Annotated in this window: 13 protein-coding genes; 1 reads left to right on the top strand and 12 read right to left on the bottom strand. The window is 49.6% G+C overall.

The annotated features are described in order from the left end of the window. Positions 1–136 precede the first annotated feature (136 nt). Positions 137–763: a hypothetical protein gene (locus DESTI_RS24480; protein ID WP_014812653.1), complete on the bottom strand. Its 627-nt coding sequence runs from the start codon at positions 761–763 to the stop codon at positions 137–139. A 569-nt stretch (positions 764–1,332) separates the two neighbouring features. Here DESTI_RS24480 and DESTI_RS29425 point away from each other — a divergent pair. After that, complete coding sequence (locus DESTI_RS29425) at positions 1,333–2,577, top strand: two-component system sensor histidine kinase NtrB (RefSeq protein ID WP_014812652.1); 1,245 nt, start codon at positions 1,333–1,335, stop codon at positions 2,575–2,577. Positions 2,578–2,622: 45 nt separating this feature from the next. Here DESTI_RS29425 and DESTI_RS24470 read toward each other — a convergent pair whose 3' ends face one another. The 11 genes from DESTI_RS24470 to DESTI_RS29420 form a co-directional block, all read right to left on the bottom strand. Continuing rightward, the gene (locus tag DESTI_RS24470; RefSeq protein WP_014812651.1) at positions 2,623–2,967 is read right to left on the bottom strand and encodes a cupin domain-containing protein; all 345 of its coding nucleotides are present in this window, start codon (positions 2,965–2,967) and stop codon (positions 2,623–2,625) included. Positions 2,968–3,257: 290 nt separating this feature from the next. After that, positions 3,258–4,475 (bottom strand): IS4 family transposase, encoded by a 1,218-nt coding sequence (locus DESTI_RS24465; RefSeq protein WP_237671475.1) that lies wholly within the window; start codon positions 4,473–4,475, stop codon positions 3,258–3,260. Between the two features lie 629 nt (positions 4,476–5,104). Next, positions 5,105–6,418 (bottom strand): TRAP transporter large permease, encoded by a 1,314-nt coding sequence (locus DESTI_RS24450; RefSeq protein WP_014812650.1) that lies wholly within the window; start codon positions 6,416–6,418, stop codon positions 5,105–5,107. Positions 6,419–6,512: 94 nt separating this feature from the next. Then, the gene (locus DESTI_RS24445; RefSeq protein ID WP_014812649.1) at positions 6,513–7,058 is read right to left on the bottom strand and encodes a TRAP transporter small permease subunit; all 546 of its coding nucleotides are present in this window, start codon (positions 7,056–7,058) and stop codon (positions 6,513–6,515) included. Positions 7,059–7,213: 155 nt separating this feature from the next. Further along, entirely contained in the window at positions 7,214–8,326 is a 1,113-nt protein-coding gene (locus DESTI_RS24440; RefSeq protein WP_014812648.1) for a TRAP transporter substrate-binding protein, read from the bottom strand. Positions 8,327–8,448: 122 nt separating this feature from the next. Continuing rightward, complete coding sequence (locus tag DESTI_RS24435; protein ID WP_014812647.1) at positions 8,449–8,898, bottom strand: DsrE family protein; 450 nt, start codon at positions 8,896–8,898, stop codon at positions 8,449–8,451. 152 nt (positions 8,899–9,050) lie between these two features. Beyond that, the gene (locus tag DESTI_RS24430) at positions 9,051–9,446 is read right to left on the bottom strand and encodes an aconitase X swivel domain-containing protein (protein ID WP_014812646.1); all 396 of its coding nucleotides are present in this window, start codon (positions 9,444–9,446) and stop codon (positions 9,051–9,053) included. 91 nt (positions 9,447–9,537) lie between these two features. After that, entirely contained in the window at positions 9,538–10,770 is a 1,233-nt protein-coding gene (locus DESTI_RS24425) for an aconitase X catalytic domain-containing protein (protein ID WP_014812645.1), read from the bottom strand. A gap of 32 nt (positions 10,771–10,802) precedes the next feature. Beyond that, positions 10,803–11,117 carry a UxaA family hydrolase gene (locus DESTI_RS24420; protein WP_014812644.1) on the bottom strand — a complete coding sequence of 105 codons (315 nt, stop codon included), beginning with the start codon at positions 11,115–11,117 and terminating at the stop codon, positions 10,803–10,805. Between the two features lie 15 nt (positions 11,118–11,132). Then, positions 11,133–12,293 carry a UxaA family hydrolase gene (locus DESTI_RS24415; RefSeq protein WP_014812643.1) on the bottom strand — a complete coding sequence of 387 codons (1,161 nt, stop codon included), beginning with the start codon at positions 12,291–12,293 and terminating at the stop codon, positions 11,133–11,135. Continuing rightward, entirely contained in the window at positions 12,290–13,021 is a 732-nt protein-coding gene (locus DESTI_RS29420) for a GntR family transcriptional regulator (RefSeq protein WP_014812642.1), read from the bottom strand. The genes DESTI_RS24415 and DESTI_RS29420 overlap by 4 nt, the downstream gene beginning before the upstream one ends. Between the last annotated feature and the right edge of the window lie 219 nt (positions 13,022–13,240).

Below are 13,240 nucleotides of genomic sequence, written 5' to 3'. Positions count from 1 at the left end.
CAAAAGGGGGGTAAGAGGCAACATCTTAATTCCCTCCTTATTAAAGGGGGGATAGGGGGATTTTTCGACTAACATCTGCACTAAGTTTGGGTCATTTATTTCAATAATGACCATAGAATGTCATCGGGAAAGTGGTTTAAGACCGTCCGGAACCTGGATCGATTCGAGCATGAACCGGATAAGCCACCTGGATATCGCTGTCCAACCATTGTTCCAAAGAATGGAGCATACCGAGGAAGATTATGCCGAGTTCACCGGGAGAAAGCGTTTCGTTAATGCGCATTGCTATGAATCTGTCTCGGCGTTCAAGGATCGAGGCGCTTATACGTTTCTCTGCATCTCCGGTTCCATCTGATTGGCCTTCAAGCGTTCTTTTGACATGATTGTACTCCTCCAAAAGGAGTTCCAGAGATTCGGTCCCTGTCAAAATGGCTCCCTTGTCCATCAGATTCAGGAGTAATATATGATTGCGACTACCGGATTTGGCGAGTTCCTCGACAATTGTGCGTTCTTTGCCGGAAACAGGTAGTGCATCCTGATAGATACGCACCCCGCCAGGGGGAAGAGACAGTCCTTCAATGTATTTTTCTATTTCCGTCCAGTATTTATCCACAAGTGTGATTTTTCTCTTCCATCCCGTTAGGCCGAATTTCTTGAGCGAAGCCTTCTTCACCTGGCTTTGAAGTGCGCCCATGTCAGCCTGGGTATGTATTATGGGAATATAGATGAGGGTGCGAAAATGTAGTCCAACTGATTCACACATACTGGTGTCCTGGCAATCAATAGTAAGAGACTATGGAAGAGCTCCCATAGAATGCATTCCATACATAGGGGTTTTGCTCCCTAATCCGAGGCTCGCAATAGGGAGAAGAAATAGGCTTAAGAACACTGATTTCCTGAGAAGATTGAAATTCATGTGTGATCGGGCGACAATTTTCTGCATAGAGGGCCACTCTCTTATTCGGCTTGTTGATATGGCGATCGGCTAGCCCAGAGTGTCTAGAGTGTTTGCCCCTTTCCAGGAATTCATGCGTGAAGCATTTGAAATTTGAACTTAGCTAAAACGTAGCCGTAGCCTGCCCTATGCAGGCCACGGCATCATTAAAGGAACCCAAACCAAGTAGAAGGGGCGACAGGGAGTTATAGTGCATGATCTGTGCCAGAAACCATCTGTAACGCTCAAAGCCCTGGTAACAGCAAGTGAAAGTGTGCGCTGAACATCACGCTTCAAAAATCGCTTTGCCGAATAAACACACTCCCCTATAATAGATGATCTGTTTTGATTGACTGCACTGTCGACGCACGCGAGCGGCCAAGAAAGACATTCCGTCCATGCCTGACATTAAAGATCGATCTGACCCGAAGGAGATTGTTCCCGACAAAGCTCTCTCTATGGAGCAGTTGTTGAGCTACGCCCGAGACCTCGCGGAGGTTTTTCAAGAAGAGCGGGCCAGGCGGGAAGCTCTGGAAGCTGCCAATGCGAAACTTGAGATTGAAATTGCCGAACGCAAAAAGGCTCAGGAACAGCTCATGGAGAGTGAGGAAAGGTATAGGAGCCTATTCGAAGATTCTCGAGATCCAATTTACATTACTGACGGTCACGGTAATTTTACCGATGTCAACAGCTCTTTCCTGGCCCTGTTCGACTGCATGAAAGAAGATGTAGTCGGAATGACAGGAGAAATCTTCCTCAACGCTCATAAATGGAGAGAGTTCCAGATCGAGCTTCTGGAGCACGGCTCAGTCAAGAATCGTGAGATGACCTTGTACAAAAAGGGTGGCGCCTCCATGGAATGCCTTTTGACCGCTACCCTCCACCGAGCACAGGATGGGCAAATCGTAAAAGCTCAGGGGATCATCCACGACATCACTTCGTATAAGCTTTCGCAAGAGCAGATGCAGAATGCCAGGAAGATGGATGCGTTGAGCAATTTGGCAGGCGGAGTTGCTCACGAAATCAGAAATCCTCTGGCAATCTCCTCTTCGGCAGCACAGTTGCTCATGGACGACAATGTCTCCGAAGCTTTTCGAAAAGATTGTGCAAAAAAGATTGTTTCGGGAATACAACGGGCTTCAGTGATTATCGAAAACCTGCTGACTTTTGCAAGGCCCGTAACGGACTGTGGCATGACCGATGTGGATATTGTTTGGCTGCTGCGCGAATTGGAGACATCAATATCAGACCAGGCAAAAAGTCACCGAGTCCAACTACATTTCGTCTTGCACCCGAGCCCCTTGCATGTAAAGGGAAATGCTTCACTCCTCACCCAGGCAATCTTGAATCTTTTTATGAACTCATTCGCAGCCATGAGGGAGAACGGAGGAACACTCAGCGTTCACGTGAACAAGAGTGGAGCCAACGCCATAGTCGAGGTTGCGGACACAGGCCATGGGATAAAGGACCAGCACCTCGAAAAAGTCTTCGATCCCTTCTTTTCAGAGTCATCCTGGGGAAAAGGAACAGGATTGGGACTATCAATCAGCTACTCTATAGTGAAATTGCACATGGGAGACATCCGGGTTTGCAGCGATCTTGCGAAAGGGACGATGTTCACTATTGAAATCCCCTTGGCCTGAGTCGGAGCGCTCGAAGAATTTTCTTTCCGGAAACTAATAGGCAAATTACAGAAGCGCCGGACAGAACACATCGAGAACAAGCAGCTCTTCTACAACATCGACAATCTTGTGCTTCGTTCCTTTCGGGACCCTGACCGCTATTCCCGGCTCAAGGGTGAATTCGCCGGTTCCGTCAACCCACATAGTAGCTTTTCCGGAAAGCGGATACAGAATGTCGTCCTGAGTAGGATGAATGTGTTCCGCCACTTCCTTTCCAGCCGGAATATTCACGAGCATACACGTTACGTTCAGACCATCGTCTCTTTGGGAAATGTACGGTTTGATCAGGACTCCTTCAGCAATGGCGTGCGGCGCCCAAGGAATGTTTTCAAGTTTTCGACAGACTTCCACTTGCATGCTCCTTTTCAAATGTTATATCAGTTGCCAAAATTAGTGACCGATTGAAGATTAGGAAGATTGGTGGGTGCCGTGCCTCCGTGCCGGCACATCTTCAATATAATCCATGATATAGCTATAATGGACCGGCAGGGTCGCCGGTCCCTACCAATATCCTGTAATTTACACGAGGGATAAACGACAGAATTTTTGGCACTGACTATATACCGATTCTCGAAAGTAATCACGGATTGTGAAGAGCAGTTCCCAGCAATTGGTAGCGCCGGCCTCCCAATGCTGTTGACTTAAGCTGCGGGGACATTTTTGTACCTGCGGTAAAGCCATTTGTTTTTGCTTTGCTTGTTCACCCTTGGTTGGGGTGGTCGCTGACTGTTTGGTCGATAGTATTTGACACGATAGATTTCTTTGAGAATATCCTGAAAGATTTCGATGGCTCTTTCAGGATCGTCTGCGGCGAGCACGGCGGCTTCAGACGCGAGCGTCATGACCGCATTCTTGAACTGAGGTTCTCCGAGCTCTCCACCGAGTAACTGGGTGGAAATGGCCATGAGAGTTCTTGAGATCACAGCCATGATCGCAGCTGCAAAGAGTTCTTGCAGGACGCTGTTGCAGGTTTTGCCATGAAATTTTTCGATTTCGAGCCCAATCTTTTCATCCCGGAAATAGCTCTCGATTTCCCATCGCCTGAAATAGAGGTCAGTGATCTCCTGTCTCGGAAACTCCACCTTGTCGTAAAGATTCGTCAGGAGAACCGAGAGGGTTCCGTCAGGATTGGACAGTCTGATGACTCTCACTCTGATGGGCTTGGCGGCCTTTCGTTGTTCAGCCGTCACCTGGCTGAGATAGTTCGATGTCGGAGGAATCACGATTTCGGCTTCGCTCTTCCCGCTCCGAATGAATTCCTTTACTGTGGCGAAGGTGGACGTTGCGGGGCAACGTATCACGAAATAGCCTTTGAACTTGTCCAAAAGGTAGCTGAGAAATTCATATCCTGGGTAACCTCGATCCAGGAGCAAGACACTTCCCTCAGGCACGAGGGGCAGGAGATGTTTGGCTTGGTCCCGCTCCGAAGAATTCACCGGGACCACAGTTCTTGCGATGGGCAGACGTCTGAAGACGTCATAGAGCGTGCATACAAGACACTGAGGATAATGTCCTTTGCCCGCTTGCCCAAGTCCGCTCTCAGGATCAAACTCGGCCCTGAGCTCATCGGCGGCTGGAAGCGTATAGTCGGAGCCATCTATCGCATGAGTGGACATACCATGCCACTCGTCCTTCGGGCTCTTAGGCCAACACTCATAAGCCAGACCAACCGCATCATCGAGTATTTGCCGAAAGATCCTCCAATCCACCTTTTTGCGCGCCTTGGTGAGCGCGCTTCGATGGATCGCCTCGGCGTCAGGCCAAAGGCCAAGAATTCTGGCATGTCGAAAGAATTCACCGGATTTCATGTCCACTCCTTTACCCTTTCCACTGGCGGCAATGGACAAGATGAAGGTGATAAGCTTTCCAAAGGCGAGTTTTCTGTTTCGAGTAAAGTCCTGAGGCGAGCGTTTCTTGGAAGGGTCGATTTGTCCGGGAATAATGTGAAGAAATTTTTCAGCGTACGCGCTAAGTTGGCATGGTTCTTCAAAGCATAATGCGTGCCATAATAAAATCCTTTCAGCAGCTTGTTTTGAAAGAATTTATCGCGCGTAACTACCCGCATGTCAACACAATTCCTTCTGAATTCTCGGAGGTTAAACGTGAAAAATCAAGAACCCTTTCCTTAATTCAACAGCATTGCGCCGGCCTCCGTGCCGGCGAACAATTCACCAAACAAAGCAATAAGTTATCGCCGGCAGGGACGCCGGCGCTACTGATTCTTCCCATTGCAGGCATTGGATTCCGTCAAGACTTTCGATAACAGCTATAAACGATCTCGTCAGGAAAGGGGAAAAATCGGGGAAAAACTTCCTGCAAGAAGTTTCTCCCCCAATCGACTCTGTAAAACCCCGTTGTAAGCATTTGCGTCTTTAGCCTAAATTGGCCTGCATGGAGACAGGTCGCCGTTGGTTGACGATCCGGGGCTCGACATTCCTGCCGGGCCCCGGAGTTCTCGGCGAAATGTATTGTTCGCCGGATTGTGGGCTCACCTCATCAGGCTGGGGAGCCACAGAATGAGTGACGGGAATGCCAACAGCAAGATGACCATTGCCGTATTCACGAAGAAGAAAGGTATACAACCTCTATAGAGTACTCCCATTGTAACGTCTTCAGGCGCTATCGTTTTCAGATAGAAAGCCGAATACGCGAACGGCGGTGTCATGTTCGAGATTTCCAGAGTCGAGCAGAAGAGTATCGCAAAATAGAGAGGGTCAATGCCCAGTGTGGCGATCAAAGGTGAAAATATCGGAACCAGAATGAATATCAACGCTATCCAGTCCATCACGAATCCGAGGAGCCATACGATCAAGAGCATGATGATGATGGTTCCCATTTGTCCGAACTGAAAGCCCAGTATGATTTTCCTCAAGGCCGCATCACCGCCCATGGATATGAATACACCTGTGAAGAGCTGGCCTCCGAGACAGATCATAAGGACCGCGGTCGTGATTTTAAGGGTGGACGTGGTAGCTTTGGTCAAAACTTCCAGATTCATCCTGCCTGCCAGTACGATCAGTCCAAGCGAACCCAATACACCCATGGCGCCTGCTTCCGAAGGACCTACCAGACCGAAGAAGATGGATCCCATCACCGCCAGGATCAGCACGACCGGAGGTACAAGAGACTTTGTAACCAGGTTCAGAAGCTCCTTCCCTCTGATCCTCTCATCTTCTTGAATCGGCTTTCCAATGCTTGGGTCCACAACAGCCCATCCGTACACATACGCCATGTACATGAGGCCGAGAAGCACTCCGGGAATTGCAGAAGCTATATAGAGTTGCGAAATGGATACTCCTGCTGCGCAACCGTAAAGGATCAGCATGATACTCGGCGGAATCATGACACCCAAACCGCCTCCTACCATGACACAGCCAGTTGCAAGGGTCTTGTTGTAGCCGCGTGAAAGCATGGATGGCAAGGCGAGCAATCCTATGAGGATCACGCCTGCTCCCACGATCCCTGTACAGGCGCCGAAAATGATTGCCATCCCGATGGTGGCAAGCGCCAGGCCGCCACGAACGGGCCCGAGCAACTGATAGAAGGCGTCGTACAGCTTTTCGGCGACACCGGCATGCTCCATGAGTGCACCCATGTAAATGAACAGGGGCGCCGCCACAAACGGGTAATTGGACATCATCCCGAAGGCCTGAACCGGATACATGGGGAGCACTCGTTCTCCCATGAAGATGAGTCCAAAAATTAGAGGAATGGCGGAGAGTGCTATGGCTACATGCACTCCGATGACAATCGCAAAAACGATCGTTCCCAACATTATCAGTGCGTAAGTCTCGGCGCCCATTGTTTATTTCTCCTTAATACAGGTCCGCCAAAATGACTGTTATGTGAAAAAAGGAGCAGGCGCCCCTCTCATTTCATATGTAAGGCGAGCATGATCACGCCACTTTCTCTGCTTCCCCGGAAACGGGAATTTCGTTTTTCTTATCCGGAGATGCAAACAGTGACTGAATAAGCCGGACAAAATCAGCTACCCCCTGGAGTCCGAAAAATAGGAATGCAAGCGGAATGACAAATCTCCAGTGGTACACCGGCTCGCCCCATTGGCTCGTGTTGCTTATTTCTTCCGCTATCCATGCGCCGTAGGCAATCTTAGTCCCCCACCAGATCATCACTCCGATAAAGGGGAAGAAGAAGAGAAGAAAAAAGATGATGTCCAGAATGGATCTCACCCGCGCGGGTAGCATGTTAAAAATGACATCAACCCTGATGTGTCCCTTCTGATATTGGATGAAAGCCGCACCCATGAGGAACATTGTGGAAGAGATCATCATGGCCAAATCGAAAGCCCAGATTGTGGGCGCATTGAACACGTATCGTGCGATTATCTCATACAGCACAACGAGGCTGAGGACCATGGCCAGCCATCGCACTATTTTTCCGCTCCAGATACTAATACCATCGATCATGTCTAGGAACTTCATAATGTCCCTTCCTCTCTCGAACTCCATCGGGCACAGAAGGCACAGAGCAACGAGGTCGCACGACCCGAGACGTTAACCTTGCGCCAAACTGTGCCGGTCAGGGCGGGGATTGTTCCCAGCCCTGCTACTTGTCCGAAACTGCCGAAAATCGGCTGTTATGAATCGCCTTTTACGAGCCCAATGTGGTCTCCGGTCATATTGAAGTAGTCCATCCACTTGCCGTATTTGCCGTAATCCTTCTTGAACTTGGCCCAGGATTCGAGAATGCGTGCAAGATCTTTATCCTTTTGTGCCTTCTCGTAGTAGTAGTCGGCTGAAGCTTCGTCGAATGCTTTGATCACGTCCGAAGGGAGTACCAAAACCTCAGACTTCTTTTCCTCTACAGCTTTCTTGAGCGTCAGCGTATCCTGCTCGATACCCCAGGCGAGAGAGCGCAACGTGGCGTCTCTGCTTGCCTTTTCGATAGACTTCTTGATATCAGCGGGAAGCTTGTTCCATTTATCCAGGTTGATTGCCCAGATATTAATCGGCGAAGTAGATTTGGTAGGATGCATATAGAGATACTTGGTAACATCGCAGAATCCGACCGGATACGTACAGTTGATGCTTGAATACTCCATGGCATCTATGACTTTTCTCTCCATTGCGGGAACCATTTCTCCTTCGGGGAGAACAACCACGGATGTACCGAACTTGGTGAGAACTTCTCCTCTGACTCCCGCAGCACGCATCTTCAGACCCTTGAGGTCATCCACGGTGTTAATCTTCTTGTTGGAATACAGCCAGATTTCCGCAGTTATGGCGATCATGAAGAGGGGGTGTGAATTGTACTTCTTGTGGAAAATGTCTTCGAGGATTTCCTTTCCACCACCATTGTAGTACCAGATGATCTTTTCAATGGGGCTCTGAGAGCCTGGAGCATCGCAGAACCACTGAGCGGCATAGGCCTTGGATTTTGCAAGACAGGGACACCCCTGGCCGAAGTCGATTATGCCCTGCCCTGTAGCGTCGAAAACTTGTCCGGCGGGCACCATTTCACCTGCCTGATGGAACTGGATCTTGACCCGTCCGTTACTGTACTTCGTGATCATCTCCCCGAAATCTTCACCCAGCTCATAAAGCCTGTTGGCCCGGGAACAAAACGCTTGACCTTTCCAGGTCCAAGTTTCCTCTGCGGCTTCAGCCTTTGATATTGCCTGCGAGGCAACCACCGGTGCGGCTACGAGGGCGGCTCCAACGGTTGCACAAAACTTTCTCCTGCTTTCCATTTTCGTCACCTTTCTTTTCGGCTTTACAGTATCCGATGACTCTTTACTTCCACTGTAAAAGGGGCGTTGGTAGGGACAGTCGGGAAAAATATCACCATCCAAGGGTCAATTTAGTCAATCCTTTACCAGTTCCACATACGGTAACCCATCTTAAGCAGATAAGAAGTGGCTTCACCCGTATGGAAGACCTCGCATCCAAGTTCCAGCATCTTGTTCGTAATGCCATACCGATCGCTACAAGCTTTGCAGCACCAGATCTTGCCGTCTTTCCCGCCGAAGGATTGAATCTCTTTTATCAGTTTGATTTGCTCGCTATCCGGTGGAAGACCAGCTATTGTCTTCTCCGCCGGGCCCCAGAGGACGACTTTCACGTTGTCCATCCATTTGCCTTTGATAGCTCTGGCTGCATAGAGAAGGCCGAAATAAATGATCTCTGCGTCGCCATTCTGAATAACGACCACAACATTGCCGCTCCCCCTCGGAGCATACTCTGCGCCTATATCGGCGAAAGCCGCCAAGGGACTGATCGCGAATACGCCAACCAAAATCAATGCCAACATCGATTTTCTCATATTCCTGTACCTCCCAAAGTCCTTATCTCTTATTCAGCATGAATGTTCATATACCGACTGACAGTCCTACCCCTGCCCCGCGCACATCAGTATGCGACGAACCTCTTTCCCGACACGAGTCATGCGGGTCGTTAGAAAACACCAAATGGTATCTATTCGTTTACCGACACGTCATCATTCTCGATAGATACGGACTGACCGTTCTCAATCATCCCGTAAAGATCTTCATCGAAAGAATCCAACATAGGAATGTCTATTGCCAGTGCCGACTCACAAAGGATCGGGTCCGCTTCCCGGCAGAGAATCGCCGCGGGTGCGTTTCCTTTCTTCATTGCTTCGTAGGCAATAAAGGGAGCAATGGTGCCTCCCTTTCCGGTGGGGCAAACCAGGATTCTGCCGGCGATGCTTTGTCCGAACATGGAGTGGTTTGGTATGGTGATCTTTCCACTATTAGGATCGAAATCTCCGATAAATGAAAAGGGCACATCCAGGACCACCGCTTGACCTGATGCATTTCCGCCGTTCACGATTCTGCCCTTCATCTTCATGATTGTCCTCGACTCTCAGGCGCAACTCGTCATGTTCGCTCCCGAGCTAAACGTAACGTGCTGTTCGTAAAATTGTCTCTTCCACTGCCGCCTAGGCGGAAATGGCATCAATACACTCTGACATCTCCATGACAGCAACTTTTACCCGTCCTTTGGTGAGTCTGGAGATATAGTGAGCCGCCTTGAAGGAATTCGTTGCCAACGTTTTTACGTCATCCGGTATGGGAGAGTCCGGGATCGTTGCCATACAGGAACTGGAAACGACTCCGCCCGCATCTTCGATGGTGCGGCAGTATCCCATAGTCTGTGCCAGATAGTAGGTTTGATAGGGTGAACCTATCCAGAGTCTTCTTCCGTCGCGTAGTTTTCTTCCGGTGAGTTTTCCCGCGATACTTCGGATTTCCTGGATCGTGCAATGGGGACACCCCAGGATGCACATATCCACCGTTTCGGAGTTGTTCAATGCGTGGAGCGCCTTTGTTTCCTCAATAGCCTTCTTATCCACCGTTATGACATCGGCGGGTTTTTGATTTCCCAAAGCCTGCTCAAGGGTCGGTGCTTCCGGAGTCGATCCTACGATGTGACAGATGGCAACCGATCCTGAAGCCGGGAGCGGTGCCATAAGTGCCAACAAGTGAGAAATGTTCAGTTCCCGAGGCAGGCCGTTTACGACTACATTTCGGTGTTGGGCTCGAGATCCTACGTAGTAGCCGATGGCACTGAGGTCCGTGTACGTTATCCCGTACGGGTCTACTCCTTCCAGTTCCACCAATACTTGCCCGTGCCGATTCTCATCCAGAAACAGTCCTCTGTAAGGAGCCTTTCCGGTGATTGCTGCAGCCAGATTGACGACCGCACCGTCTCTATTCGTTCGTGCGCCAAGAAGCGAGTTAACGAAGAGCTGTGCACACGATCCAATCCAAGAGATGAAATCGCCTCTTCGCGGAAGATTGCCCACCAGCATCGGTAGACAGGTGTACGTTTCATAAAACCCCAGTTTACGATAAATATCGAGCCGTTGGTTTAATACAGGAATTTCTCTTGAAGCATATTCTTCCGAGATTCCCATTTTTTGCCAAAGGTGAGGGTCAAACGCGGACATCAGAGCGTGCAGTGTAGTGAAAGTGCCCGTTTGCTCGACCCCTTCGGTCATCTCCATGAGCAGATCCGGTGGCTCCCTCGGTATCGTATGTGCACTGGAAATGGGTACCATCTTCTCGGCGCCCATGGCCTCACCGAACTTGATCAGGATGTTCATGCATTTTTCTAGCCCGGGACCGCATTTTCCACAGGCCATTGCTTCTTCAGTGCTTGAGAGAATCATGTTCGTCTCACTTTTAAATCGGCAGGTTCGCTCTAATTATCCTGGCCCTGCATAGGATTGCCGTCTTTGTCGAGTACTTTGTAATCGTCTCTCACGTTATGGACATGGACCCAATCACCTTGCTTGATATCTTGCGTTGCACTTCCGATGGGATGTCCGTACTTCAACACTTTGTCGCCGGATTTGATCTCGACGATGGCAATTTTATGGCCGAATGGAACATCCTGGTTGCACGTATAAATGAGATCGTTTCCTTTAGACTTGGATGTCACTTGTTCGCCGGCTGTTATATCGACCAGAGCTGTCGCCACATTGTCTCCGTCTTTAACGATTTTCGCTCGCTTCATATCAGTCCCTCCGATTTAGATAACGGGTCCCTTTATCAGAATCTCCATGGTTCCATCGAAATTGAGGATTTCCGCCCTGGTCATCTTCCCATTGGCCACGTCGATGGCGTACTTGTATAATCTTTCGCCCGCCTCCGCGACAGTTTCGGTTTCGTCTATTATGGACGACACATCCACATCGATGTGTTCTCGCATAGTTACGTTGGTTTTCGCGTTTCCGCACACTTTTACGGTGGGAAGAAGCGGATTACCATTAGGCGCCCCTCTACCGGTCGTGAAGAGATGTATCATTGCTCCACCCGCGGCCAGCCCCACGAGATTCTCGAACCCATGGCCGGGAATGTCCATAATATGCCTTCCCGGACCTTCAGGGATTTCAGCGTACCGCACGCTGGTCTGTATAGGGACATCCGCTCCCTTGGCGTTTGCTCCCAATGCCTTTTCGACTAGAGTGGTCAGGCCTCCGGCTACGTTACCGACTGTCATCTGCGATCCTCTCACGTCAGCTCCTACGGCGACTCCGCGAAGATAGAGATCGCGGACGAAATCGACTATCCGTTCGCCATGCTCTTCTTGTGCGCAGAGGTTCTTCAGAGCGTACTCACCACCCATGATGTCGCATATTTCGCCCTGGATAAACTTGCCGCCCTTCTCAGTCATAATCCGGCAGACTTCACCGACAACGAGGTTTGATGACAGCCCGGAAGTGGTATCGGACGAGCCACACTTGGTGCCAAAGCACAATTTGTCGAGGCCGGCTTCCTCTCGCCTTATGGCGCTTGCTTCGAGCACCATTTCAGCGGCAATTTTGGCGCCCTTGTTTACGGTATCCAGCATCCCGCCGATCTGATGAACCACGACCAGTTCAACAGGTTTGCCCGACTCCCTGATGCCTTCCAATACCTGTTCGGAGAGCACCATCTCGCATCCCAGCCCCACCAGTAAGACAGCGGCTACGTTGGGGTTCTTGCCCAGGTTAATTAAGGTTCGGGTAACCTGTTCGGTGTCTTGGGGTGGATGGAGACAACCTTGATGATGCGGTAGCGCCTTTGTTCCTCTGATGAGCTTCTCAATGTGATAGCAGACCGCATTGACGCACCCGGTGGTGGGCAAAATGATAACATGATTTCTAGCCCCCACCTTGCCGTCAGGCCTCGGATATCCATAGAACTTCATTTGATTTCTCCTGTAAACATACCGGTTTGCTGAGTTGAGTTGAGAACGTCGTTTTTCGTTTGGGTCAGGTTTTGCTCGATTCGGTCTTTGAGTACTTTTGAAGCGAACTCCAGGTGCTTCAAGAGAGATTTCTTGGCCTGATCGTATTGGCCTTCTTGAATCAGGGTCAAAATCTCCCGATGATCCTCCAGTGATTGATCTACCGACCCTGGCATGAACAGATACATGACTTGATAACGTGTCAGATTTAGAGAAATAGTCTTGTAAAAGTGTATTATTCGGGAATTGCCGGTCAGCTCGACCAATCTGGTATGGAATCCGGCAAAGACCTGGTGGAAATGGAGCATCTCTTCGGGATTCTCAATAGAAGGTAACGACAGGCCGACAGCATCTTCAAAAGTGGCTTCAACCTTGGAGAAGTCCGGATGTTCAAGAGATTTGAGAAGATCGAAGGCATAGGTTTCAATCATCTCGCGTGTCTGGAATAATCCCGTCAAATCCTCAATTGATACGTCAGAAACGTAGGTCCCCTTTCGCGGAATACTGACGAGCAGATGTTCGTTTTCCAAAATGCGAAAAGCCTCGCGAATAGGAGGCCTGCTGATTCCGAGACTGGTTGCGAGATCGTTTTCGTTAATTTTCTGATTGGCGCTCAACTTGCCCGTAATAATTTGTGTTCTCAGGTAATCAACCACGGTCTCGGAAACAGATTTGATTTCTACCAGCATGAAATCCCTCATTTTCTTTCTTTGAAACGTCCCGCGGGGTATGCCTTTAGTCTATTGCCTTTTGTCTTCTGTCTTGTGTCGTCTGTCTACAGTCTACAATCGTACAAATCAGAGTCAAGAAAAAAATTCAACACAGTACGAAAAAACAATCCCAACCCGTCCACAGCGCTTTTGAGCCGAATCGCTGTAGAACATTCAGGCAAACTGTCAGGGAAAATT

Source organism: Desulfomonile tiedjei DSM 6799 (genome assembly GCF_000266945.1).
Classification (GTDB): Bacteria; Desulfobacterota; Desulfomonilia; order Desulfomonilales; family Desulfomonilaceae; genus Desulfomonile; species Desulfomonile tiedjei.
Note: the sequence above shows the minus strand (reverse complement) of the source record. Positions and strands in the feature narration are given on the sequence as shown.

Coding starts and splice junctions, on each gene's coding strand:
- DESTI_RS24480 (WP_014812653.1), bottom strand. CDS start 763: ATGTGTGAATCAGTTGGACTACATTTTCGCACCCTCATCTATATTCCC.
- DESTI_RS24440 (WP_014812648.1), bottom strand. CDS start 8,326: ATGGAAAGCAGGAGAAAGTTTTGTGCAACCGTTGGAGCCGCCCTCGTA.
- DESTI_RS24415 (WP_014812643.1), bottom strand. CDS start 12,293: ATGAAGTTCTATGGATATCCGAGGCCTGACGGCAAGGTGGGGGCTAGA.
- DESTI_RS24435 (WP_014812647.1), bottom strand. CDS start 8,898: ATGAGAAAATCGATGTTGGCATTGATTTTGGTTGGCGTATTCGCGATC.
- DESTI_RS24425 (WP_014812645.1), bottom strand. CDS start 10,770: ATGATTCTCTCAAGCACTGAAGAAGCAATGGCCTGTGGAAAATGCGGT.
- DESTI_RS24430 (WP_014812646.1), bottom strand. CDS start 9,446: ATGAAGATGAAGGGCAGAATCGTGAACGGCGGAAATGCATCAGGTCAA.
- DESTI_RS29420 (WP_014812642.1), bottom strand. CDS start 13,021: ATGCTGGTAGAAATCAAATCTGTTTCCGAGACCGTGGTTGATTACCTG.
- DESTI_RS29425 (WP_014812652.1), top strand. CDS start 1,333: ATGCCTGACATTAAAGATCGATCTGACCCGAAGGAGATTGTTCCCGAC.
- DESTI_RS24450 (WP_014812650.1), bottom strand. CDS start 6,418: ATGGGCGCCGAGACTTACGCACTGATAATGTTGGGAACGATCGTTTTT.
- DESTI_RS24445 (WP_014812649.1), bottom strand. CDS start 7,058: ATGAAGTTCCTAGACATGATCGATGGTATTAGTATCTGGAGCGGAAAA.
- DESTI_RS24420 (WP_014812644.1), bottom strand. CDS start 11,117: ATGAAGCGAGCGAAAATCGTTAAAGACGGAGACAATGTGGCGACAGCT.